The organism is Tumidithrix helvetica PCC 7403, from assembly GCF_965232925.1.
Lineage (GTDB): Bacteria > Cyanobacteriota > Cyanobacteriia > Pseudanabaenales > Pseudanabaenaceae > Tumidithrix > Tumidithrix helvetica.
The window spans coordinates 1-22,914 of the sequence record NZ_CBDDRA010000013.1 but is presented as its reverse complement, the minus strand read 5'-3'; the positions used below and the strand labels follow the sequence as shown (position 1 = coordinate 22,914).

Genomic DNA, 22,914 nt, shown 5'->3' with positions numbered 1-22,914 from the left:
TGCCCCTACTGAGTAAATCAAATAGGATTGCTATTTACTCATACTAGGAATCTTAGTCAGAATTGCAAGGTAGTTACCCCTCAGCCCCTATAGTTACTGCAAGTAAAGGATAGGGAATGGCTATCGCATTGCAGGTGTTCTAAAGAAATCGTTAAGTTTCTGTTGAGCTGACCGATCGGTGAGCGATGCCATCAACTCTGATACGGGCAGGATTTGCTCGACTGGTTTAATCGCACCACTGGAAAATACGAGCCCCTGTTCGATATCCCCTTGGGCAGCTCTGGCGAGGGCTTGGATCAAGCAGTAGGATTCTCCTCTGTCTCGACACATGCAGGACTCTAAGCAATTGGCAATGCATCGTTTTTCTAGATTCGGCGAACCCGCTAGGACATTCTCTGCGAATTGATTTTGGATAGCACGCGCAGGTTTCCCCACGGGACTAGGAACGACAACGACATTCCGGGCTTGAGCCTGAAGATGAAACTCTTTATAGCGTCGATCCGCTTCACATTCTTCAGTGGTAATGAACCGCGTGCCAATTTGGACGCCATCGGCTCCGATCGCGATCGCGCGATCAATATCCCCTCGATCCCAAATTCCGCCACTGACGATTAGGGGAATCCGCGTTCTAAAGTGTCGAGTTAAGTAGTTCTGTAATTGGGCGATCGCGGTTTCAAGGGTGTCTGTATCGCTTTCTTGACACTGACTGGCAAAATGTCCCCCGATCGCCTTGCAATTTTCGAGAATGAGCGCATCGGGTAAACGCTGATACCTTTGTTGCCAAGTTTCACACAACGTCTGAGCTGCCTGTAAGTTCGCCACGATTGGCACGAGTGCCACATCTGGATAATCTTCCATATATTCTGGTAGGTCTAAAGGCAGACCTGCTGCTGTCACAATTAGATTAGCGCCATGAGCTGCTGCTGTTCGTGCCATTGCCAGATAATCTCTAGTGGCGACAATAACATTTACGCCAATGATGCCATCAGGACTAATCTGTCGCGCGAGTTGTAGTTCATCCATCAGAGCCAGTTGATTGGCAGCAAAAAACTGTCTTTTCCCAAAGTAAGGCGAGTTTAGCCCAATGCCTAAACTCGCAATCAGACCGATGCCACCAGCATTGGCAACAGCACCCGCTAGCCTTGCTCCTGATATGCGTACTGCCATGGCTCCTTGCAGAATGGGATAGCGAGCAATATGTTGCCCAATGTGAAGAGGAAGAAGTATTGACATGGAAAGAATTTTGATTGATGTCTTGAGTATGGGCGTGGTACAACATCCGACATCTTGATCTTTTGGATATCGGAGGTCTAGTTTTTATCCGTGACGCGTTCGCATGCTCCCAAGAGATGGCGTTCGTTTCGTCCTATCTGTTTCTAGTACATACAGCACATTCGAAGAAACCGCATGATTAAATGAAGCGATCGCCATGTTTCTCGAACGTTTACTTTGAACTCTAAGCGGAGAGTTGCTGATTCAGATAGGACAACTGAATTGACCATGAAATTGATTATTCTTAAAAGTTCCTAAATCACATCTTTTCCTAAACCCGCACCCTACACAAGTCAGTTACCCGATCGATGCCATAGTGACTTGAAGTAAAAAATTAGGATTACTTCTAGGGTTGAGCTGTTTATAAAGAAATGTTGTGCCTTTGTCAGAATCGATCGCAAGCACCCTAGAAAATATTTATAATTCCTAAAGGGTTTGAGGGAGCCTCGGTTTCTCAAGGTTAGAATTCGGGTTCCCAAGGTTAGAATATTGAGAATATTCAGTGGAAATAAAGTTCATGTTGTCAACCGATCGGTGCCAAGAAATTAAATGCCCAATTCAATTTGTGGTGGACTTGTTGGGCAACAAGTGGTCAATTTTGGTTTTGCGGGAACTGGTTGGTGGCGATCGCCGCACCTACGAACTACAGGCTGCGCTCCCTGGTATCAGCACCAAAACCCTCACCCAGAGACTTCGAGAATTAGAAGCCTCTGGCTTAGTCGAGCGCCGCATCTTTGCCGAAATTCCACCCCATGTTGAATATTCTCTTACCCCCAAAGGACACCAGATTAAGCCAGTTATGGTAGCTCTACAGGAAGTGGGAACGCAGTGGCTGAGTCAGGATCCCTGTGTTTGTGCTTTAACCGATGGGAATCTAGCCGTTACCACTCAATAACGATTGACAGGTTTTGAAACCTTTCAAGTTGGGGAATTTTCCTAGGATTTCCTGCGGTTTTCCTTGCGTTCAAAACTTTCCAGAGTGCGATGGCTATTGAGGAATCACTCGTTGCAGGTCAGGAGCTTTTCAAAAAAATTACCTAAACTATTGCTTATATAATTATATAGTTATATATTAAATACAGGTTCTGACATTTCATACCACTCATTATTTCATTACAATCATGACTAGGATTTTGGAACGTCGCGATCGCGACAGTTTATGGGAACAGTTTTGTAACTGGGTTACCAGTACAGGAAATCGGCTCTACATTGGATGGTTTGGGGTGTTGCTGATTCCAACCGCTCTGGTGGCATTAACGATCTTTGTCTTAGCTTTTATTGCTGCGCCTCCAGTAGATATTGATGGGATTCGCGAAGCCGTCAGTGGCTCTTTGCTCTATGGCAACAACGTCATTACCGCTTCAGTTGTACCCACCTCTAATGCGATTGGACTGCACTTCTATCCGATTTGGGAAGCAGAATCGATGGATGAATGGCTCTATAATGGCGGGCCTTATCAAGCGATCGTTTTTCACTTTCTGATTGCTATCTATGCCTACATGGGACGCCAATGGGAACTCAGCTATCGCTTGGGAATGCGTCCCTGGATTCCTGTTGCTTTCTCTGCACCCGTCTCAGCGGCTACGGCTGTGTTGCTGATCTATCCAATTGGTCAGGGAAGTTTCTCTGACGGTCTGATGTTGGGTGTTTCAGGAACCTTCAACTTTATGATCGTGTTTACAGCAGAGCATAACGTACTCATGCATCCTTTCCACATGCTAGGTGTAATTGGGGTATTTGGAGGAGCCTTATTCTCAGCCATGCATGGTTCGTTAGTGACATCCAGCTTGATGCGTGCGACCAGCGAAACAGAGTCGATCAATGCTGGCTATAGATTTGGTCAGGAAGAAGAAACCTACAACATTGTGGCAGCCCATGGTTACTTAGGTCGCGTTTTCTTTCAACATGTCAGCTTCAACAATTCGCGATCGCTACACTTCGTGCTGGCAGCATGGCCTGTGGTCGGTATTTGGTTTGCTTCCTTGGGGATCAGCACCATGTCCTTTAACCTGAATGGATTTAACTTTAATCAGTCCGTGCTTGACGATCGCGGACGCCCAGTCCCGACTTGGGCTGATGTGCTCAACAGAGCGAATATTGGAATTGAAGTGATGCACGAACGCAACGCCCATAATTTCCCGCTCGATCTGGCATTTGCTGAAACTCAACCAATCGCGCTAGTCGCTCCTGCGATCTCTTAACGAAACTAGCTCAACTTTGTCGATTTGTTTGAATATAGGTTCTGCGCTCTATAAAGAGCGCTTTTTTATTTTTTACTGCCTGTTAGCTATATCGCGGCGATATCGTTTTTGTAGACTTCGACTGACTGACTGTTCGAGTCTTTCAATTCGATTTACCGTCGCTACCAAAGTATTCTCGATAGCCACAAATTTTGTCTCCTCGCACATCAAAGGATACAGCTATGCGATTTTTATAAGGTTCGCTCCGCATCCTTCCTTCATCTCGAAACTCAAACACAACCGTTGTCTCATTGCTGGTAACGCGCTCTAGGCTAGTCAGTTTAATGGTTTGACCAAACACTTCAGAAACATAGAGGAAAAAGGCTTTTGCCCTTTCCTTGCCAACGTTTAACCCTTGGTATGGGCCTACTGGAAACCAAAATGCAAAGTCTTCTGTAAGCAGATCCAACATGGGATTCCACTCGCCTGTTGTCAAACCATGCTGTAGGTTTTCAAAAGCCTGATGGGCAGTTTTTAACGTATTTTCTGAATTCTCTGTCATGGGGATTCATCGAAATGACTAAAACCTGACAACCACTTTGCCACAATTTCGTCCCCCCAGTAGGTATTCGATGGCGCTAGGAATGGATTCTATGCCACGAAACTGAGTTGGGTCGATCGCAACCTTGAGTTTGCCAGTGTAGAAGAGAGTTAATAAGCGATCGCGGGCTTCGGCAGCGTACTCTTGATAGAGAGGCATCAAAAAACCACGCACAGAAGCAGCTTTCCAAAATAGTTTGTGATAAATGCGAGGTTGGGCGATTTCCTCTGTGCTTTTGCCATATTCGGAAATAAAACCCACCACAATTAAACGCCCCCGCATTGCCAAGTTTTCGACGCAGGTGTCAAAAACTTGTTTGCCGACACAATCAAAAACTAAGTTGATGCCCTTGGGATATTCAGTTTTGAGGACTTGAGCGAGATTTTCGGTGTGGTAGTTGATAATCCGATCGCACCCTAGTTTTTTCAGCAACGCTGCTTTTTGCTCCGAGCTGCAAGTTCCGATGACATGATTCCCTGCTAACTTTGCCAACTGTACGGCAATATGACCCGTTCCTCCTGCTGCTGCTGTTACTAACACCACTTCATTGCTTTTCATTTCTCCTACTCTTTCTAGCGCCACTAAAGCGGATATGCCTGTGGGCATGAGGGTTAAGACTTCTGGGGTTGCTTGGCGCACTTTAACCGCAAGATTTGCAGCGATCGCTTGGTATTCCCGATAGCCTCCCCCCCGCAGAGTGGTAGCTACGGCATCGCCAATTTGGAAATCTTGGATATCCTCTCCGACAGCAACAACTTCGCCGACCGCTTCTACACCCAGATCGAAAGGAGGTGTAAGGTTTACATAGGGAACTTTACCTTGGCAAAGCAGGGTATCAAAACCACTATTGATTCCAGCAAATTTATTTTGAATTAAAAGTTGATTCGCCGCAGGTTGTGGAATGGGAAGTTCGACAATTTCAACCGCAGATTGAAAATCTTGGTGAAATTGCTTGGCGATTAATTTCCTGTAAGTTTTTGCGTTCTTTTCCAATGCTTCCATTTACCTTTTTACCCTAAAACTTTATCCCACTCTAGTTGATGTGCCAAACCATACTTGATGAAATCTTCTTCTTTGGCGCGATCGCTTTTGCCAAAAACGCCTAAGCTGTAGGGATTGTCCTGCATCCTTTGCGCAACCTGTTCTCGTTCAAACCGAATCGCATCGGCTCTGTCCCAATCGGGTTTAAAAAAGTCCACAACCAAAACCGTGCGATCGAAATGGGTATAATTGTGGGGGCAATGGGGATAGCTGTGATCTAAGATCATGAATTTTCCGACCTGCCAATAAAGGCGATCGTGGCATATTTTCATCGCGACATCCCCCTCGGGCACGATCAATCCTAGATAGCCGCGATTCATATGAGGGTTATCGTTGACATGGAGCTTGATATCTAGGCCAGGGTGAAATGTCCCAAAATAAACATTTCGCAGGATATTCGCTTCGACTGAGTTTACCTGTGCGATCGCTTCAGCTAAACTTGGGAAATATTTTTGGCGTAAGGCTAGGGCTTTGACTGAAGCCTCCTCTGTTCCAAAATTGGGATATTGGATTCGATGAAACTGAATATATTCCTCAATAAACAAACCTTGAAATAAAATCCCCAAAGCGCTGTATTTTGAATTGCCTTTGACTTTAATTGTTTTACTCTTAGGCCCTAAAATATCGTAGGTGAATTTTAATTCCTCATTTGACGCATTCTGAGTAAAGTCGGTAAACTCATCTCTAATCGTTTGCCAACCATCTTGAAAACCTTTGAGAAAAGGAAATTGCTGTGGATCGAGATGGTATTCATTAAAACTTTCCACGATCTTGTCTCCTAACGATCGAAATTGTCAGATAGTTCAAAGGCTACAGTTTTGCTGTAGCGAGATTGCCGAATTGAGTTCGCTCGCTCCTTAGATTGGGTTTCGTTGCGTCCCTAAAATCGGCGATCGCACGAAACTTGTTGATAAAATTACAGATGATATTATCATGACGGAAGTTAAGGCGGAAAATGAGGTGACTCCATGATCCAATCATTGCATCAGCCGATTACGTTTGACGAGTTTGTTGCGTGGCTGCCAGAAACCTCTGAATGCCGCTACGAATTACACCGTGGGGAAATTGTTGAAATGCCAAAACCGAGAGGTATGCATTCAAAAGTGTCAGGCGATTTAGCTTACGACTTAGGCGCTGCCATCCGTCAGGCGAACTTGCCTTATTTCATCCCCAGAGAATGTATTGTTCGCTCTCTGGATGGCGATTCTGGATACGAACCAGATGCGATCGTTTTAGATGAACTTGCGCTAAGGGATGAACCAGATTGGGAAAGTGGTTCGATTGTCACTATGGGTAAATCGATCGCGATCGTTGTGGAAGTCGTTTCAACCAATTGGCGGGATGATTACTTCACTAAGCTTGGAGAGTACGAAGCCCTAGGCATTCGGGAATATTGGATTGTGGATTATGCTGCACTGGGTGGGCGGCGCTTTATCGGCAATCCCAAACAACCTACTTTTACAGTCTGTCAATTGGTGGATGGAGAATACGATATGCGGCAATTTCGAGATGGCGATCGCCTTGTCTCGCCTACCTTTCCTGACCTAGCCCTGACCGTCGATCGCTTTTTTGCATCTGGACAATAGAACGAGATCGTCCTCTCAAATTGATTTATCCGATCTTGAGCCGCGATCGCTCTTTAAACATATTCGTGTGAGGTCTACTGTGTCTGAAACTCCAGTATTCGATCTAATTATTAAAAACGTGCGGGTAGTTCGTCCCTATCAGGATGCGATCGAACTACTGGACTTAGGGATAAAGGATGGGAAATTTGCCAAGATCGAGCCGAATCTTAGTCCAGACGAGGGCAAAGAGGTATTTGACGGCAAAGATCTGTTGGGATTTCCTGGGGTGGTTGACGCCCATATGCACATCGGTATTTATCAAGCCCTCGATCGCGATGCTGTGGCTGAAACCAAGGCTGCGGCAATGGGAGGGGTGACGACCAGCCTAAATTACATCCGAACTGGGCAGTACTATCTCAATAAAGGCGGATCTTACAGAGATTTTTTCCCAGAGGTATTAGCACTTTCGCAGGGAAACTTTTTCGTCGATTACAGCTACCACATTGCACCCATTAGCGCGACTCATATCGATGAGATGCAAATGCTATTTGAGGAATATGGCATTGGATCGTTCAAAATCTTTATGTTCTATGGTGGCTATGGATTGCATGGACTGTCTGACCAACAAAATCTCTTCTTGATGATTCAAAAAGAAGAAAGGTACGACTTCGCTCACTTTGAGTTCATCATGCGCGGTCTCACTAAGCTAAGAGAATTGCATCCAGACGCAAGCGATCGCCTTAGTCTCAGCCTCCATTGTGAAGTTGCCGAAATTCTCAATGCCTACACCAAAATCGTTCAGCAAGATACTAGCCTTACGGGTTTGAAAGCCTATAGTGCAGCCCGTCCGCCCCATTCCGAAGGCTTAGCCATCTGCATCGCTTCCTATTTAGCCCATGAAACCAATTGTCTGAATATCAATCTCTTACACCTCAGTTCGCGTAAAGCAGTGGAAGCGGCTTTGATGATGCAAACCGTCTTTCCTCACATCAATTTTCGACGGGAAGTCACGATTGGGCATCTTTTGTTAGATGTAGATGCCCCTACGGGCAAATGGGCAAAGGTGAACCCACCCATCCGTCCTCGCGCCGATGTGGAATATCTGTGGCAAGCCGTACGCGATCGCCAGATTGATTGGATTGTCAGCGATCACGCCTGTTGTGCGGCGGAGCAGAAAGCTAGCCTCAAAGATCCCAATAATATTTGGTTGGCAAAATCGGGCTTTGGAGGTACGGAATACCTGCTTTCTGGCGTATTTAGTGAGGGAAGTAAGCGCGGTATGTCCTACGGTCATATGGCTGAGTTGCTAAGCTGGAATCCTGCCCAAAGGTTTGGGTTGAGTTCCAAAGGGGATATTGCTGTTGGCTATGATGCCGATCTGGTATTGTTAGATCCCAGTGAAACCTTTGTGGTTCGTGCGGCTGAGTCAGAGTCACAGCAGGGCTATACGCCCTTTGAAGGAATGGAGTTAACTGGACGAGTCAAAACCACCTTTTTACGCGGGATGCGAATTTACGATCGCGAACAAATCCTAGGCGTTCCCAGTGGACGTTATTTAAACCGCAGATCGAAGTAGCATGTATTCACGACTACGATCCTAAATGAGTAGGGATGAGGTTTACCCATGAATCGAGGTATCAAGAGAGCATTTTTAGACACCGAAGACGGACAGATTCTTTATCGCATCGGTGGTGAGGGCGAACCTCTGCTTTTGCTACACATGAACCCCCGTAGTAGCGATGAATATCGCGAACTCATGCCCATCCTCGCTCAGCACAGACGAGTGATTGCCATGGATTTGATGGGGTTTGGTGACTCTGACAAGCCCCCGAGAATGTATGCGATCGCCGACTACGCCAAAACAGTTATCGCACTTTTAGACGAATTAGGCATCGAAAAGACGAGTATTTTTGGCAATCATACGGGTGCATTTGTGACGGGGGAGGTAGCTGTTGCCTATGGCGATCGGGTTGAAAAAATCATCTTGGGTAACGTCGCTGGTTTTGGGGAAGGCGGACAGGCAGAGCTGTTTAGAAGATTTGAAGAAGGATTTAAGATCGAAGCAGATGGTTCGCACCTGATCAAAAGATGGTTAGCGCGTTCTCGCTACGTAGGTTCTGCCGAATTAAATCACCGTTGGGTTTTGGACGACTTAAAATGTTTTGGTCATCCTTTATATGCAGTTTGGGCAGTGGGCAATTATTGTCTAGATGCACCCGAAAGATTTCGAGCGATCGCTTGTCCAACGCTGATTATCTGGGGACTGGACGATATGCAAGAATTTGAAAAGCAGAGTCTAGCAAAGGTTAACGATCGCTATTTTCTTTCTCAAGCCATTCCCCATGGCAAAGTCGTGGAATTTGAAAATGGCACAATTTGCATGATGAATCAAATGCCTGAAGAAGTGGCGAAGACCGTAATCGACTTTCTGAACGATTCAGCATAGCTGAGGCTCTAGCTTCCCAAGATTGCCGTACACTTAATCTCTACGATCAGTCCTTGTGTCGATAAAGCCGTGACACCAACGCCCGTCCAAGTCGGGAAGTTATGCGTGAAATAGCGATCTTTGACTTGGATAAACAGGGGCAGGTGTGGAATCGTAAAGGGTTGTTGCGATGAAGTCTGAGGAGGCTGAGGCTGTAAATTGCCAAGATTCACCCCTGTGACATGGTAAGTCACCATTTCGACTACATCGTCAAAAGTGGCTCCTGCGGCTAACAGCACGTTTTTGACATTCTCAAAAGTTTGAACGAATTGAGCTTCTATTCCCTCTACAACCTGTAAATTGCGATCGCGTCCTACCTGTCCTGAGATATACAATGTATTCCCTACTTTAATGCCGGGGCAGTAGTGATATTTTTCGTATAGGATTTCCATCCCTTTGGGAATAATAACTTCGCGAGTATTGCTCATGCCTGATATCCTCTGATTTTTGCATACAGTTTATCGCATCCGCTCTTCTTGAATGAGGGTGCGGCGATCGATTTTACGATCCTTGAACCATTGCCAAGTGCGAGCGCGATAATTATTGCAGGGGCTAATTTGAATCATTTCGTACAAGTAGCTGCCCAGCATTCCTTTATAGGAAAAGTACAAAATAACTGTGGAATCATCGACTTCCCATGCTTTGCCATCTATCCGTTCCGTGTCAAACCATAAGGCTTTATCTCGATAGGTTCCAGGAAATTTATGCTCTTCCTGCCTACCATCAGACCAAGTGTAGCGATTGGTTTGGTAATAGGGAAAAGCACCCTCTGTGGGAAATTCGCAGGTTAAGTGAGATGCATGGCGATCGAGGATGTTTCCTTGCAGATCGACCAATGTATAGGTTCCGATCCAATCTCCTTCATGGCGGACAAGCACTGGCATTTCTTTTCGAATAGAAGCCACGATCGCACTCCTTGTTACTTACAGTATTTTGGCAATAACCACCTAAACATCATGATACCTGTCACTCATAAGTTGTAATACAAATAACTTTTCTTAGTGCTGCGACTCATAGGCTTGAGCCTCAGCGTTTGTCGCACTTGATAAATAAAAGGGGAATTGGATGGCTTGTAAAAGTTTGCAAGGTCAGACATACAAGCAAGAGAAGTAAAGATCAAATTATTGAAAATGCCTTAATAATTTAGATTTATTAAGTACGGTAGACAGATTTAGGGTTACACGGTAATTTCAGTATTATATCGTAGTTCTATCGACCGCTAATGCAAGGCTTGATAATATATGATAAAAGCCTGAAACGCGGTGTATAGAACTAGTCGTTGGAATCGACATTATCAAACGACTTCTAGTTAACCGTTGAGCGTAGCCAATGCGGTTCAACTAAACCGTTAGCCGAAATTTAGGAGGGAAAGAACAGAAAAACACTAACAATGATGGCTACATGACATTGAACATTTTATCAAGATGTAATTGCCTAATTCTGTTCATAGTTTCAATTTCAAGTGAAAAATATGATAAAAGTTCCAGACAGAATTACTCGGGCAGCACTTCGTCGGATCGAGATAGCGCAACCAACTATTCAAAATGTCAGTAATTACATTCAAAATGGGATCCCTCTCCAGGCTGAGCCAGATCGGGATCGGGCTGTACAAAGAGTTGCAGCGATTGCTCGCATCAGTTCGGAAACTGCCTCTCGGATTGTAAACAATGAAGATCCATCTGCACTGGGACTCACAGGCGAATCCCTACGCAAAGCCGAGGCTATTCAAGGCAAGACGATTGACTATGTTGGTGTTGCATGGCTAGAAGCAGGCCGAATTGCTACTCACGCTGTTGCACGGATTGTCTTCTTGGATGGTCAGCCACAAGGCACAGGATTTCTTGTTTCTGATCGGCTGTTTTTAACGAATAATCATGTCATCGCAGATAAAGCTTCAGCGCGGGGGATGCTTGTCGAGTTTCGGTATGAGCTCGGTTTAGATCAGCGCCTCCCAGCACCTATTCGATTTGAACTCGATCCAGATGCCTTTTTTGAAACTGACGAGACCGACGATCTCGACTTTACGCTTATTGCCCTTGGCCGACCAATCAACAGTGGTGTAAGTGTATCAGAATTTGGCTGTTGCCCTCTCAGCTCAAGTAGTGCAAAACATACAGTTGGCGAGCCAGTAAACATTGTTCAGCACCCCAACGGCGACTACAAGCAAGTTATTGTGCGCGAGAACCGGATAGTGCATCGAGGGAATACCGTTCTGCATTATGTTGCCGATACCGAACCGGGTGCTTCCGGTTCGCCTGTTTTTAACGATGAGTGGCAAGTAGTTGCCTTACATCATTGGGGAGCCCCCCATCGGGAGCAATCTAGAGGTAGCCAACGTTTAAGGACTGATGTCAATGAAGGTATCCGAGTTAGCGCTATTGTTCATGAACTACAGAAGCGACTGTCCGGGATGACGACCCTGGAGAGACAGTTACTTGTTGATGCACTTAAGGCTCCAGCCCCAGGAGAGTTTGGTACCCGCAGGATTCGACAGAACCCAAGTGATGGAGCCCAGTCCTTATCGTCAATAATTACAGAAAACAATTACCCTAGCTATACCATGAATAATGGAGCAACACTTGCCGTTTTTGAAGGAAGTAGTGAGCGCGGAGGTGGTGCGCCTGCAAACCGGATTGACCGCAACTATTCAAATCGTCGTGGATATTCCGAGAGGTTTCTAAGTGGCTTCCAAGTGCCAATGCCGCAACTCAATGCAACGCAACGCAGCCAAGCAGCAAGGGTCAGTGGCGTTGGGGAAATCGCCAATCCTTTTGAGCTGAAGTATCAACATTTCAGCGTGGTCTTGAATGCAACCCGCAGGATGGCATTCTTCTCAATCTGTAATATTGATGGTGCCAAGCGATTCAGGATAGACCGAGATACGGGAAGGGCTGTTAGTGGACCAGAAGCTACAGAAACTTGGGCACTGGATCCTCGTGTTCCAGAAGAAGTCCAACTCAGTGATGCCTTTTATGCACGTCTGCGGCGAGATCTGAGAGCGCCTGACGACGACTTCTTCGCTCGTGGTCACCTCACCCGTCGAGAAGATCCTAATTGGGGTACCACCAATTCTGCTGAGCGTGCCAATGATGATACCTTTCATCATACGAATGCCTGCCCACAAGTCCAAAAAGCCTTTAATGGTTCTCAAAAGGCTTGGCAAGGAATTGAGAATTTTATTCTTGATTCAACTGACGATGCCAATCTCAAAGTTACGGTCATCACTGGACCAGTGTTTAGTGATGACGATCCCGAATATGAAGATGAAGAGTTTGGCCCAATTACTATACCCCAGATTTTTTGGAAGGTTGTAGCCCGCGTTGAGAATGGCAAGCCAATCGTCTTTGCTGTTCTGGCCGATCAAAGTGAAGCTACTGATGCTCTATTTGGAGCTAGACCTGAATCTAAAGAGGCTGCATTTGTCTGGCCCAAAAAACTTAGTAAAGAATATATCTCTACGGTCAAGAAAATTGAAGAGCTAACAGAACTCGACTTTGGCGATCTTGGAAATCATGATATTTTTGCCGAGGGACGCTCAGAAAACCGTTCAGCAGGACAGGAAATAAAATCTCCAGAAATTCTGTTTCCTAAAAGTTTTGTTAATGTTAGTGAAGGCTTCGGTAGATATACTTCAATCAATAGTTTTCTAGTCCATTGGGAACAGACGCAAGCTGAGCGTGCCGAGTCGCCAGAGGAAGAAATAAGTCCAGGGGCTGAGAGAGCTGAACGAAGAAGACCTAGACGTCGTCCACCCGAGCCACGAAAGCGCAAGGTTGTTAAGATTGAAGCTAAAGTTGCTCGTGTCTTTGCTGACGATCTTAGTGGAGCTAAGCATCAGCAGTTCACGATTATTCCAACAAAATGGGTGTCAGGGGATGCTAAATCCGAAGTGGAATCAGCCCAAAAAGGTCTTACTGAGGTCAGAGTAGCTGTCCGCTTTGGTGATAGCCGGGGGCTCCCAGACCGTATTCCCGGCATTCGCACTGATGTTGAACTTGAAATCAAGGGTGAGTGGATTTCTGCGAAAGATGCTTTTGATGTTGGCGGTGAGGATATCCCAGTGCTTCATTTTACCCACGATCCTCTCGGCTTTATATGTACTCCTAGTGATTGTTTCAGCTAACTAAATAGATCTTTCTAAAATAGTTGCTTCCCTTGCTATGATTATCTTCAACTCATAGAAAGTTCAAAAAGTACAAGCCTTGGCTAACAAGCGGCTGCACTCGGAACGGATTGCTACTCTATCGGTTATGATTCAAAGTGTATCGTTGTTAGGTGAGCTGCATGACGTTATTTTTGCTTTGCAAATATTTCCTTATTCTAATCTTTTCTCTTATCGATCGCTAAACCACCAAGGATCGGGAGTGGAGTTTGTTTTCACCAAAAAAGTCTTTTTTCGCAGAAACCGCATTAAGCCAGCCGCTCCCATGCGCGAACCACCCAACCCAGAGTATTTAAACGAATTTTTCTCTCCCTCATAAATTAAAGCCGTAAGCGCAGCATCGTTAATAGAAATCGCACCCGCATCTATCTGTTGTGCAACGGCTAAGGCTTCCGTTTCGGTTCCTGCAAAAACAGCAGCACTGAGTCCGTAAATTGTGTCGTTCGCCAAGTTAAGCGCATCTTCTACAGTTGCAAAAGCCATGACGGGTAAGATCGGCCCAAATGTCTCCTCAGTCATCACTTTCATGGCATGAGTAACTTGAGTCAACACTGTCGGACGACACCACCATCCTCCATCCCGCTCTTCTACTTGACCGCCACAGCGTACAATTGCCCCTTTTGCGATCGCATCCAACAAATGTTCGCGAATGATTGCGGCTTGTCTCTCGGCAATCATTGGGCCAATTTCGCCACTTTCAACGGTGGGGTAGGCTAATTTTAAGCGATCGGCTTTGGTAACTAGCTGGTCTACAAACTCGGCAAAAATAGATTCCGCCACGTAAATACGTTCGATGGACAGACAGGACTGCCCCGTATTGACTACCGAACCCCACAGGATTGCTGATGTCGCTAATTCTAGATTGGCGGATGCCAGCACGATCGCGGGGTCTTTCCCTCCTAATTCCAAACAGGCAGGAATAAAGCGTTGTGCGGCTGCGGCGGCAACTTTGCGACCTGTGGCGACACTACCTGTAAAGCAGACTAGATCTACAGATTCGATTAAAGCGGCTCCCGTTTTACCATCACCTTCCACAAAAGTTAAGACATCGCGCAGATTGGGAACGTCACGGATTGCTTGCATCAAGGGTGCAACGAAGCGAGAAGCAATCTCACTGGGTTTGACGATCGCAGCACAACCCGCTAGTAGGGCTGGAATCGTATCGATTGTTGACAGTAAGAGCGGAAAATTCCAAGGGCTAATGATCCCAACTAAGGGATAGGGAACCGAGGTCTGTTGGAGACGAACAAACGGGATTGCCGTGGCTTTCTCTGATTCTTGTAACAACTCTGGCGCTAACCTACACCAGCGATCGATACTGGAGAGAAACGAATCAATTTCTAGAACCGAAATTGACAATCTGCCCGTATCCTCGACCAAAGCTTCGGTTAGGCGATCGCGCTGAGATAATACGGCTTGCTTCCATTGCTGTAAGGCTTCAATCCGACCTTCGATGCCTATTTTTTGCCAGTGTGTTTGGGCTTGACGCGATCGCAGGCATTGCCGTTCTAACAGATCGCCAGATGGGGGCACAATCGTATGGTCGAGTTTTCCAGTGCGGGGATTGCGGACTGCTATGGGTTTCGTCATTAGATAGGAAACGAGGAGGAGAGTAGGACGCGGGAGACAAAAGCGGGAGTTATTTTCTTTGTTAGTTTTCTGCTTTATTCGTTAGTGGTGGGTCAGATGATTCCTAAATCGGCTAAGCGATCGATCGCAACCTGTTGAGTTTGCAAGAAATGTTTGCGTTCTATTTCCTTGTCCAACATCGTATTGGCTGGATAGAAATGCGCTTGGCTGTAGCTGGCTGCGAAGAGTTCAAATCGTTGGCGCGACAGTAAATTATTTAGCCCTGGTCGGCGGCGGTAGCGGCGTAAAGCAGCTAGATCTATTTCAGTAAAAGCTGCCATGCTCTCGCCTGTAGCGGTCTCGGCTAAGACCAATCCTCGATAGTCGATAATTTTAGAGCCGCCATCGGCAGAAGCGGAGGGAATGGGTGTATTCACTATGCCTGCCGTATTAGCGGAAATTATATATGCCATATTCTCGACCGCACGGCTGATTTTAGCGGCTTCTTTCGGCGATCGCTCTTTGCCATACACTTCTGAGGTAGAGTGTAAAAAAATCTCCGCCCCGCGCATTGCCAAACATCTCGCCACTTCTGGATAGAGAATTTCTTCCGAGGCTAAAGCTGCCAAATTGCCAATTTCCGTCTTAGCAACTGGAAATACCCCCTCTAACCCGTAGCAGTCCAAATACTTATCCCAGACATCGTGCGGTGTCGGCGCAAACATCGAATTTAACCGTCGATACCTCAAGACAACGGAACCACTAGGGGCGATCGCAAAGCAGGTTTGAAAGTACAAATCTGGGAAATTGGGATCGAGTTCGTAGGCATTGCCCGCCAAAAAGATCTGATGCTTTTGAGCAATTTTACCGAGCGCTTCATACTCGGCTCCAGCCATTTCCAAACAGGCTTTTTCCGCCCAGACCGAGAGGGATTCTCCCATAGGGAAGCCTGTCAGAAAGTATTCTGGCAAGACGATCAAACGACAGTCAGAGCCAATAAACGCAATACTCGCTGCAATTTGTTGTGCCAAGCGATCGATCGCCTTTTGCATCAGGGCAGAGGCTTCAGCGCGATCGCGGGCTTGATTGACGGCGTGACAAGTTACCTGAAGTGCTAAAGCTCGAAATGATTCGATCGGATTGGCTTCCATAGCGTTTATCGAGAGAACCAAGTATTGTTACCTTATGATAAAGCCGATTACCATTCGGGGAAATAAATTTCACCCATTCAGATTATGACTGAGAAGCGATCGCCTGGAATTACAGGTATCTACGAGGTATGTATTGGCGTTTCGGAACCCATTGCTGCGATTCAATATTGGGCGCAATTTGGCTATCGCATCGATCGCATGGGCGAATTATCCGCAGAAGTTGCCCAGCAATTATATGGGGTGAATTCTGGGTTGCGATCGATTCGCCTCGCTCACCAAAATGCCGATCATGGGTTGATTCGGTTGATGGTTTGGCAAAACCCCACAAATGATGGCTTGGGGATGGGGTCGATGAAAGTTAAGGGCAATCGCTGGGCGACTACTTTAACCGCAGATCTATTGAATTTCTTAAACCATGTCGAAGAGGCTGCCAAAGCAGGGTTGCCGATTCAGCATACAAATCCTCACTGGGAAATTATCTACAACAAAGAGAGGAAAAGCCGTCCTTTCATCGATCCAGCGATCGGCGTGCGAGAAATGTTGGTACTGCAACCCTCGACGAGACAGGTTCTGTTTCAACGATTTGGCTATACATTGCCCGATTACGGCAACATCGATGCAAACGCCGCGTTTAAAACTAGCCAGTTCACCCACATGGGCATGGTAATTCAGGATGACAGCAAAGAAACGCTCAAGTTCTATGAAGAAGTTTTGGGCTTGCTGCGGGTACGAGACGATGTAGAAACTAGCTACGAATCATCGCTGGCGGGTCGAGAGATTTTTGATTTACAACCTGGTGAAAAGTTTGTGGTTACTGCTTTTGACGATCCGCGATCGTCAAAAACGGACTTCATGGCAGCCCGTTCTGGGAGACTCTACACGATCAGATTTCCCAATTCTCTGGCGTTAGATTCGCAATTTGAGCTGGCGAAACCAGGTTGCTTGGGGATGTGTTTGTATACCTATCGCACGGATGGATTAGAGCTGTTTAGCGATCGCCTGAAAGCAAGTCAAGCTCAAAATATTACCGATATCGTCAGGAATGAGTTTGGAGAAAAGAGTTTTTCCTTTGTGGCGCCAGATGGTTATTTTTGGACGTTGCTAGAAGGTTAGAAAGCATTTATTGAAGATCGTGCTGAAATTTTTTAGGTCTGGCGACAAAACGATGGGGATTGGAGCTAAACTCTATTGCCTCTGGGCTACAGCCGCAATTTGCCTAGCAGTCGCTCTGGCTGGTCGCTCACCTGAGAGCATCACCCGCCTCTTGGTGATTGCGTTCCTCTTTTGCCAAATCGCCTGGCGTTCGATCTTGGTGCAGGCGCTCCCTTGGTTTTCGCCAAAGGTGCGATTCATTCTGCTTGGGACTATCCTTGCTCTGGTGGTGGAGGGCTTTCATATGCTCTCTAAGCCAGTTTTTCTATCGCTGCGGATTGGCTGGGATACGTCCTTTACGCAAGGATTGCTTTACTATATGCTCGATCTGCTCTTTACCGTGCCGGCCTATCTCGCGATCTTCTCGGTTATCTGGTATTTCATCAACCGATTTCATTATCCGCTCTGGCATTATATTGTTCTGATGGGATTGGCGCAGGCACTAGGTGATGGTGGTCTCTTCTTTTTCTTTAGCGCTCCGCCGATGCTCTTATTTCTGCCCTATCCGATGACGAACTATCATGCGATTAATATCATTCCATTTTTGGCGGTGCGCGATCGCCTGAGGCATGAGCGATCGTCGAGTGCGATCGCCTACCTCGCCGTTCCTGCCGTAATTGGAACGTACCTGATCTGCGGCACAATCATAAAATTTATAGGTAGAGCTTTTGGACTTGAATAGAAAAGAAAGCAAAAAATGCCCAGAGCATAGGCTGCACGAATAGAACATGAGATACTCGATTCTCGTGCAGGATGGCTGTATGGATTCTTTAAATCTCCTCGACTGCTGGTAGTGGAAAAGTTTCTCCAGCTAAATAAGCATCGAAGTGCTTTTGGAAATACAGCCAAGAGGTAAGATCTTCTACATCCAAGAAAGATGCTGGTGCATTTTTATAGAGAGGCACGCGAGTATTCATTTCATCCTGAAGCAGTTGGGGCAATTCGCTAAAACCGCTGACTTTACTGCCATAAGCACTGTAAATTAGTTGACCAGAGCGATCGCCCATTTTCATCCAAGGAAGCCAAGGGCCGATTCGATCCCAAGAAAGCTGTAATTGAGAAACTGAGAGGATTTCAGGATTCAATAGCTCTTCGGTGGGAACGGTTAGTTTAAACAACTCGGCTGCTTGATAAGTGGGATTGGGACTATACTCGGCAAATTTCGGCTCTGTGGCAAGGGGGTTCGGGTAAGTAGCAAATAAATCGAACACAAAGGTTGTCCTATTGTCATCTACTTGGGCGGGAAACTTGTTCTTAAAGCAGCCCTGTACTGGGTTATTGGCAACATGCATCACCGTTACTAACTCCCCCGTCCAGGGATTTTCCCACTTTCGCAAAATTTCTCCCGTTTCTGGGTGAAGATAGTAAGTCAATTCCCTAGAGGTAAAATCCCAACTTCCCTCTTCCTTAGGAATACACCTGCTGACACTCACGCCTACCATCTTAAATAGGCGGTTTCTCTTTTCACCTGGGACAAAAGCATATATTGAGCCTGTCCAAGTCAGAAAGATGGATTGATTTGGCTCAAGGGATGAGCGAGTCTTTACCCAATGTTGTGCTTCAAAGTGGCGGATTTCAGCAACCATCTATAGTAGATTCCTCAGCTTGTAACTAACTTTACTGGGTAGCCTATAAAATTCATTATTTCTGACATTCTATAGGAGATGTGCAACTTTTGTCTGAAAAACAAGCAATCAAACTGCTATTTAGGAACTCGCCATAGCCCACCTGCGCCCGATAGAACTTCTAAATCTTGTCCCTTTGCCCGAAAATAGAGTCGCAATTTACCTGAAGGGCGAAATACCAGCCAATCAGAGTAGGTTTTAGATAGCTCTGGTGGCTTTTGCGTGCGAGCGAAGCTCAGGATCTGAAGTTTCACCTTATCTTGGAGTCGATAGCTGAGGGAAAGCAAATCGCCTAGATTTGTGCCATCTTCACCATCGTCGATTAGCAAGACTGGCTGAGGCATCGCATTAATTTGGTCAGCCATTTCTGCATTAAAGTAGCTGGGGACGTTACTCCACCAAGTATTTGACAGGGCACTCACAGTGCTAGAGGCAATACTGCAGGTAAAGAGCAATGCTAATGTAACGCGCCAAAACCAGTGGTAGCCAAAGAACTTGGCTTCATTTTTAACTTTGTCTCTGGCTTCTTCTTCGGTTTTTTCCCTAGCCTGTTCTTGAGGTTCTTCTCTAAGTTCTTCTCTAAGTTCTTCTCTAAGTGCAAATTGGGGGATTGCTGCTTGAATTCCTAGATTTTTTGCCAGTAGATAGGCGATCGCTAACTGTATGCCAGGAAAGCAAGCGATCAGGTAGCGGCTAACCGCACTACGCCGACCGCCCATGATGATATCGGGCAAAACCAAAATTAAGAAGGGCACAAAAATTGCCGTGAACACAAATAGCCAAGTTTCTCGCCTAGTATGGCGATAGAGTACGTACAAACTCGCCAAGATCAAGAGCAAAATCGGCAATCTCAGAATGTACGTCCAAACATTATCAAAGCCTACATCCAAATCTAGAAATAGGGCAGTGAAGCTGAGCATCCAGATTCTGCTGACAAATGGCCAAGAGATTTCACCCCCTGCCCAACTAGTCGTGCTTAAAGCTCTTTGATAGTTCCCCGCTAAAACCATGAGCCAAGGACTATAGAGAAGTAGAGCGACAGCGACAGAGATCGAATACTTCAAAAAGCTCAAAAAGGAAGATGGTTTTAAAGATTCGCTTTGAGAATTTCTGTTTGCGATCGCATTCCATCCACTCAGCACAACTGAATAAACGCCATGCCCGACGATCGTAAAGCTAAAAAATGGATGGGTATAAAGCCCGATCGCATTGGCAATGGCATAGATTCCCCAACTTTGCCAAGATTGCCCAGTTCCCCCAGCATTAAGACGCATGGCTCTCAGAAAGCAGAAACTGCTGCCGATCGCCGCCACGGTCAGCAAGCTATATTGCCGGGCAATTTGCGCGAAAAGAATATCAAAAGGAGAGAGTGCCAAGAATGCCACAGCCAGTAAAGCAACCAAAGGGGAACCAAAGAGTTCCATTGCCAGCCCATACATGAGGGGAAGCCCGAGCAAACTCAGTAAAGCGGCTAGCAAACGCATAGAGGCAATGTCACTGCCCACGATCTGCATCCAATAACGTGCGATCGCGTAATAAAGTGGAGGATGCTGAGGATCTTCGGAAGCGAGGGATTGAAAGGTGTCTGAGAGCGTACTATTGGGTTTGAGCTGCTGATATTTGAGCAATTCTTTTGGTAAGAAGGTGCGATCGGTAAAGATCTCATTACCAATTTCAACGCTGCGATAACCTGCTGCCCTCAGGGAGGTATAAACTTCGTCGTGCCAATAGAGTTTATGCCCGAGTTCTGTAAGGCGAAACCCAATGCCGATCGCAATCGCGATCGCTAATAAAATCGAGAGTATACGTTTTTGCATGAGTCTAACGATCCATCAACAGCTACTTTGAAACAACCAGTACGAATTTTTTTAAAAAATACTTTTGCTGCTTTGTAAGTACCATAATCCCGTGAGTTTCAGCTATATTTCTTGATAATTTGTTGTTACTGTAGGCTCTAATGCCTTGTTCTAGGCAGTAAATTAAGCCTTATATCCTCAGTATCTCAAACACTATGGCGCAGGAACACTATAACCAGGGAATCGCGAAGGCTGTGGCAGGAGACTATCTTGGGGCTGTCCATGCCTTTAGCCGTGCCTTGCAGGCTAAGCCTGAATGGGTTGAGGCATATTACCAACGCGGCTTAGCCCTATTTGACTTGGGCGATCGCCAAGGTGCGATCGCCGACTATAACCAAGCCCTCACGCTTCAGCCAGAATTTCTCGATGCTTACTTGGGGCGGAGTATGGCGAGGCTGGTGACTCAAGATTTAGAGGGGGCGATCGCCGATGTCAATCAAATTATTCAACTTACAGGTTCTGAGAATCCTAAAGCGGCAATGGCTTATCAGACTCTCGGACTGATTTATAAAAAATCAGGGAAGCCGATCGAAGCGATCGCGGCATACAAACGGGCTGCGAATTTATATCTCACCCAAAAAGATGAAGTGAGTTGTCGCCGTTGTATTGAGAGCTATCAAAAACTGCAAGCCACGCAACCGCCTTCAATAGAGGACTTTTTTCAACAGGTAACGAATAAAGTCAAAGCCAAAGATTATCTGGGTGCATCGATCGATCTAAATTGGATGATTCAACTCGATGCCCAAAATATCAAAGCTTTTTGTCTGCGTGCCGTGGTGCAGAGTAAATTGGGCGAGCACAAGCAAGCGATGCAAGATGTCAATCAAGCCCTGTTCCTCAATCCCCAAGATTTGGGAGCAAAAATAACTAGGGGAATGATTCGGACGGAGATGGGCGATGCTCAGGGTGCGATCGCGGACTTCGATCGAATCTTACAAGAGTATCCTCGTGCCATGGAGGTATATGTAGCAAGGGCGGAGGCAAGGTGTAAACTCCGCGATTATCGACAGGGTATTGAAGACTTCTCACGGGCGATTAGTCTCCAACCCGACAATCCCGAACTCTATTGCGATCGCGCTGAGGCTCGGAATCAGTTTGGCGATCTACAGGGAGCGATCGACGATTATCAACAGGCAGCCAATCAATGGTTTAACCATGGCGATATGAAGCAATATCAGCGGGCGCTCGATCGGATCAAATCATTGCAGCAAGCGATCGCTGCAAAGGAATCCGACCTGAAAAAGAGAACGAGCGATGTTATTGAGGATTTACTCGGCGATCGGGGAAATTATTCTGTGAATTATCCCACCTCCAATCCCAATGTTTCGCTGCCTAGTTTACCTAGTCCAGAAATCCAGCAAAAGCTCCTAGGTTTAGTGGGTGGCAATATGGCGATGGCACAACGGCTGATCGATATTGCCAAACAAAACTATCCCAATATGCCTGAGGAATGGTATTGGAAGAAAGTGATTTTTGATATTGAAAGTGATTCCGACAGAAACTAAAGGTACAGCGTAAAGTCTTATCTTCCCTAAACTTTCCTAGCTAACGTCAGTTCGGGATAAGAAAACCTGAAACGCTATACATCCCAAGGATCCCCCCCAGCCCCCCTTTTTCAAGGGCAGGGCTGTTTCATTCTTGAGATAGAAGAAATAAAAAAGATAAATATAGGTAAATATATGGTTGTTTACCTATATTTAGTCTGAAAGACGTGGAAAAGAGCTTAATTGACTATCTCAAAGAGATCCCCGATTTTCGCGAACGGCAAGGATGTCGTCACCCACAGTGGCTAGTCCTACTCATCATCATCATGGGTATCACAAGTGGTTATTGGAGTTATCAAGGACTAGGAAGATTTATCGAACGCCATCGACGAGACTTGATTAAATCCCTAGCAATTCCGCAAGCAAGAGTGCCATCCTACTCAACCGTTCGTCGAGTAATGATGGTTTTAGACTATAAAGAATTGGCAAAAGTATTCAACCAATGGGCAAGTCAGTATGGCAATCTACCCAGTCATGANTGGGTAAGCATTGATGGCAAAGGACTCAAAAACACAGTGACAGACTACGATTCGGCAGAGCAAAACTTTATCAGTATTGTCTCCCTCTTCACTCACCAAAGAGGACTTGTGCTCGGGGTAAAAGTGATGGAAAACAAAAAGACTAGTGAGATTACAACGGTACGAGAACTGCTAGAAATCCTAGATTTGAAAGGATTCGTGTTTACCCTAGATGCCCTGCACTGCCAAAAAA

The 22,914-nt window shown here is 46.1% G+C and carries 19 protein-coding genes and 2 pseudogenes; 11 read left to right on the top strand and 10 right to left on the bottom strand.

Annotated elements, in window-relative coordinates; all coding sequences use genetic code 11:
• Nucleotides 1–120 precede the first annotated feature (120 nt).
• The gene (locus ACP2WE_RS13245) at nt 121–1,233 is read right to left on the bottom strand and encodes an NAD(P)H-dependent flavin oxidoreductase (protein WP_425216027.1); all 1,113 of its coding nucleotides are present in this window, start codon (nt 1,231–1,233) and stop codon (nt 121–123) included.
• Nucleotides 1,234–1,789: 556 nt separating this feature from the next.
• On the opposite strand from ACP2WE_RS13245, the gene ACP2WE_RS13240 reads away from it, so the two are divergent.
• Together ACP2WE_RS13240 and psbA are read left to right on the top strand one after the other, a co-directional pair.
• Nucleotides 1,790–2,167: a winged helix-turn-helix transcriptional regulator gene (locus tag ACP2WE_RS13240; protein ID WP_425216026.1), complete on the top strand. Its 378-nt coding sequence runs from the start codon at nt 1,790–1,792 to the stop codon at nt 2,165–2,167.
• Between the two features lie 226 nt (nt 2,168–2,393).
• Nucleotides 2,394–3,473 (top strand): photosystem II q(b) protein, encoded by a 1,080-nt coding sequence (gene psbA / locus ACP2WE_RS13235; RefSeq protein ID WP_425216025.1) that lies wholly within the window; start codon nt 2,394–2,396, stop codon nt 3,471–3,473.
• A 142-nt stretch (nt 3,474–3,615) separates the two neighbouring features.
• On the opposite strand, the gene ACP2WE_RS13230 is transcribed toward psbA, so the two are convergent.
• The 3 genes from ACP2WE_RS13230 to ACP2WE_RS13220 are packed head-to-tail and all read right to left on the bottom strand — an operon-like array spanning nt 3,616 to nt 5,861.
• Complete coding sequence (locus tag ACP2WE_RS13230) at nt 3,616–4,014, bottom strand: nuclear transport factor 2 family protein (protein WP_425216024.1); 399 nt, start codon at nt 4,012–4,014, stop codon at nt 3,616–3,618.
• 18 nt (nt 4,015–4,032) lie between these two features.
• Entirely contained in the window at nt 4,033–5,055 is a 1,023-nt protein-coding gene (locus tag ACP2WE_RS13225; protein ID WP_425216023.1) for a zinc-binding dehydrogenase, read from the bottom strand.
• Between the two features lie 8 nt (nt 5,056–5,063).
• Nucleotides 5,064–5,861 (bottom strand): aspartyl/asparaginyl beta-hydroxylase domain-containing protein, encoded by a 798-nt coding sequence (locus ACP2WE_RS13220; RefSeq protein ID WP_425216022.1) that lies wholly within the window; start codon nt 5,859–5,861, stop codon nt 5,064–5,066.
• 201 nt (nt 5,862–6,062) lie between these two features.
• On the opposite strand from ACP2WE_RS13220, the gene ACP2WE_RS13215 reads away from it, so the two are divergent.
• The 3 genes from ACP2WE_RS13215 (at nt 6,063) to ACP2WE_RS13205 (ending at nt 9,105) form a co-directional block, all read left to right on the top strand.
• On the top strand, nt 6,063–6,680 hold the full coding sequence (locus tag ACP2WE_RS13215; protein ID WP_425216021.1) for a Uma2 family endonuclease: 618 nt from the start codon (nt 6,063–6,065) through the stop codon (nt 6,678–6,680).
• 79 nt (nt 6,681–6,759) lie between these two features.
• A complete protein-coding gene (locus ACP2WE_RS13210; protein ID WP_425216020.1) occupies nt 6,760–8,235 on the top strand; it encodes a dihydroorotase in 1,476 nt (491 codons plus the stop codon).
• A gap of 48 nt (nt 8,236–8,283) precedes the next feature.
• Nucleotides 8,284–9,105, top strand: coding sequence for an alpha/beta fold hydrolase (locus ACP2WE_RS13205; protein ID WP_425216019.1), 822 nt, complete (start codon nt 8,284–8,286; stop codon nt 9,103–9,105).
• An 8-nt stretch (nt 9,106–9,113) separates the two neighbouring features.
• Here ACP2WE_RS13205 and ACP2WE_RS13200 read toward each other — a convergent pair whose 3' ends face one another.
• Both ACP2WE_RS13200 and ACP2WE_RS13195 read right to left on the bottom strand, forming a co-directional pair.
• A complete protein-coding gene (locus ACP2WE_RS13200; protein ID WP_425216018.1) occupies nt 9,114–9,572 on the bottom strand; it encodes a RidA family protein in 459 nt (152 codons plus the stop codon).
• A gap of 30 nt (nt 9,573–9,602) precedes the next feature.
• Nucleotides 9,603–10,049 carry a DUF3598 family protein gene (locus ACP2WE_RS13195; RefSeq protein ID WP_425216017.1) on the bottom strand — a complete coding sequence of 149 codons (447 nt, stop codon included), beginning with the start codon at nt 10,047–10,049 and terminating at the stop codon, nt 9,603–9,605.
• A gap of 566 nt (nt 10,050–10,615) precedes the next feature.
• Between ACP2WE_RS13195 and ACP2WE_RS13190 the strand changes: the two genes are divergently transcribed.
• Complete coding sequence (locus ACP2WE_RS13190) at nt 10,616–13,267, top strand: DNA/RNA non-specific endonuclease (protein ID WP_425216016.1); 2,652 nt, start codon at nt 10,616–10,618, stop codon at nt 13,265–13,267.
• A 210-nt stretch (nt 13,268–13,477) separates the two neighbouring features.
• Here the strand turns inward: ACP2WE_RS13190 and ACP2WE_RS13185 are convergent, their stop codons facing one another.
• Both ACP2WE_RS13185 and ACP2WE_RS13180 read right to left on the bottom strand, forming a co-directional pair.
• Nucleotides 13,478–14,896: an aldehyde dehydrogenase family protein gene (locus ACP2WE_RS13185; RefSeq protein ID WP_425216015.1), complete on the bottom strand. Its 1,419-nt coding sequence runs from the start codon at nt 14,894–14,896 to the stop codon at nt 13,478–13,480.
• Between the two features lie 92 nt (nt 14,897–14,988).
• On the bottom strand, nt 14,989–16,026 hold the full coding sequence (locus ACP2WE_RS13180; protein WP_425216014.1) for a nitrilase-related carbon-nitrogen hydrolase: 1,038 nt from the start codon (nt 16,024–16,026) through the stop codon (nt 14,989–14,991).
• An 84-nt stretch (nt 16,027–16,110) separates the two neighbouring features.
• Between ACP2WE_RS13180 and ACP2WE_RS13175 the strand changes: the two genes are divergently transcribed.
• Together ACP2WE_RS13175 and ACP2WE_RS13170 are read left to right on the top strand one after the other, a co-directional pair.
• Complete coding sequence (locus ACP2WE_RS13175) at nt 16,111–17,139, top strand: VOC family protein (RefSeq protein ID WP_425216013.1); 1,029 nt, start codon at nt 16,111–16,113, stop codon at nt 17,137–17,139.
• Between the two features lie 52 nt (nt 17,140–17,191).
• Nucleotides 17,192–17,860, top strand: coding sequence for a hypothetical protein (locus tag ACP2WE_RS13170; protein ID WP_425216012.1), 669 nt, complete (start codon nt 17,192–17,194; stop codon nt 17,858–17,860).
• 88 nt (nt 17,861–17,948) lie between these two features.
• Here the strand turns inward: ACP2WE_RS13170 and ACP2WE_RS13165 are convergent, their stop codons facing one another.
• Both ACP2WE_RS13165 and ACP2WE_RS13160 read right to left on the bottom strand, forming a co-directional pair.
• Nucleotides 17,949–18,764, bottom strand: coding sequence for a DUF1838 domain-containing protein (locus ACP2WE_RS13165; protein ID WP_425216011.1), 816 nt, complete (start codon nt 18,762–18,764; stop codon nt 17,949–17,951).
• A gap of 116 nt (nt 18,765–18,880) precedes the next feature.
• Nucleotides 18,881–20,620: a glycosyltransferase family 39 protein gene (locus tag ACP2WE_RS13160; protein ID WP_425216010.1), complete on the bottom strand. Its 1,740-nt coding sequence runs from the start codon at nt 20,618–20,620 to the stop codon at nt 18,881–18,883.
• Nucleotides 20,621–20,814: 194 nt separating this feature from the next.
• Between ACP2WE_RS13160 and ACP2WE_RS13155 the strand changes: the two genes are divergently transcribed.
• From ACP2WE_RS13155 to ACP2WE_RS13145, 3 genes and pseudogenes are all read left to right on the top strand, one after another.
• The gene (locus ACP2WE_RS13155; protein ID WP_425216009.1) at nt 20,815–22,164 is read left to right on the top strand and encodes a tetratricopeptide repeat protein; all 1,350 of its coding nucleotides are present in this window, start codon (nt 20,815–20,817) and stop codon (nt 22,162–22,164) included.
• Between the two features lie 206 nt (nt 22,165–22,370).
• Nucleotides 22,371–22,681: pseudogene (locus tag ACP2WE_RS13150) on the top strand (transposase family protein); the annotation flags it as partial.
• Between the two features lies 1 nt (nt 22,682).
• Nucleotides 22,683–22,914 (top strand): annotated as a pseudogene (locus ACP2WE_RS13145) (ISAs1 family transposase); the annotation flags it as partial.

Coding starts and splice junctions, on each gene's coding strand:
- ACP2WE_RS13245 (WP_425216027.1), bottom strand. CDS start 1,233: ATGTCAATACTTCTTCCTCTTCACATTGGGCAACATATTGCTCGCTAT.
- ACP2WE_RS13240 (WP_425216026.1), top strand. CDS start 1,790: ATGTTGTCAACCGATCGGTGCCAAGAAATTAAATGCCCAATTCAATTT.
- psbA (WP_425216025.1), top strand. CDS start 2,394: ATGACTAGGATTTTGGAACGTCGCGATCGCGACAGTTTATGGGAACAG.
- ACP2WE_RS13230 (WP_425216024.1), bottom strand. CDS start 4,014: ATGACAGAGAATTCAGAAAATACGTTAAAAACTGCCCATCAGGCTTTT.
- ACP2WE_RS13225 (WP_425216023.1), bottom strand. CDS start 5,055: ATGGAAGCATTGGAAAAGAACGCAAAAACTTACAGGAAATTAATCGCC.
- ACP2WE_RS13215 (WP_425216021.1), top strand. CDS start 6,063: ATGATCCAATCATTGCATCAGCCGATTACGTTTGACGAGTTTGTTGCG.
- ACP2WE_RS13205 (WP_425216019.1), top strand. CDS start 8,284: ATGAATCGAGGTATCAAGAGAGCATTTTTAGACACCGAAGACGGACAG.
- ACP2WE_RS13200 (WP_425216018.1), bottom strand. CDS start 9,572: ATGAGCAATACTCGCGAAGTTATTATTCCCAAAGGGATGGAAATCCTA.
- ACP2WE_RS13190 (WP_425216016.1), top strand. CDS start 10,616: ATGATAAAAGTTCCAGACAGAATTACTCGGGCAGCACTTCGTCGGATC.
- ACP2WE_RS13185 (WP_425216015.1), bottom strand. CDS start 14,896: ATGACGAAACCCATAGCAGTCCGCAATCCCCGCACTGGAAAACTCGAC.
- ACP2WE_RS13180 (WP_425216014.1), bottom strand. CDS start 16,026: ATGGAAGCCAATCCGATCGAATCATTTCGAGCTTTAGCACTTCAGGTA.
- ACP2WE_RS13175 (WP_425216013.1), top strand. CDS start 16,111: ATGACTGAGAAGCGATCGCCTGGAATTACAGGTATCTACGAGGTATGT.
- ACP2WE_RS13170 (WP_425216012.1), top strand. CDS start 17,192: ATGGGGATTGGAGCTAAACTCTATTGCCTCTGGGCTACAGCCGCAATT.
- ACP2WE_RS13165 (WP_425216011.1), bottom strand. CDS start 18,764: ATGGTTGCTGAAATCCGCCACTTTGAAGCACAACATTGGGTAAAGACT.
- ACP2WE_RS13160 (WP_425216010.1), bottom strand. CDS start 20,620: ATGCAAAAACGTATACTCTCGATTTTATTAGCGATCGCGATTGCGATC.
- ACP2WE_RS13155 (WP_425216009.1), top strand. CDS start 20,815: ATGGCGCAGGAACACTATAACCAGGGAATCGCGAAGGCTGTGGCAGGA.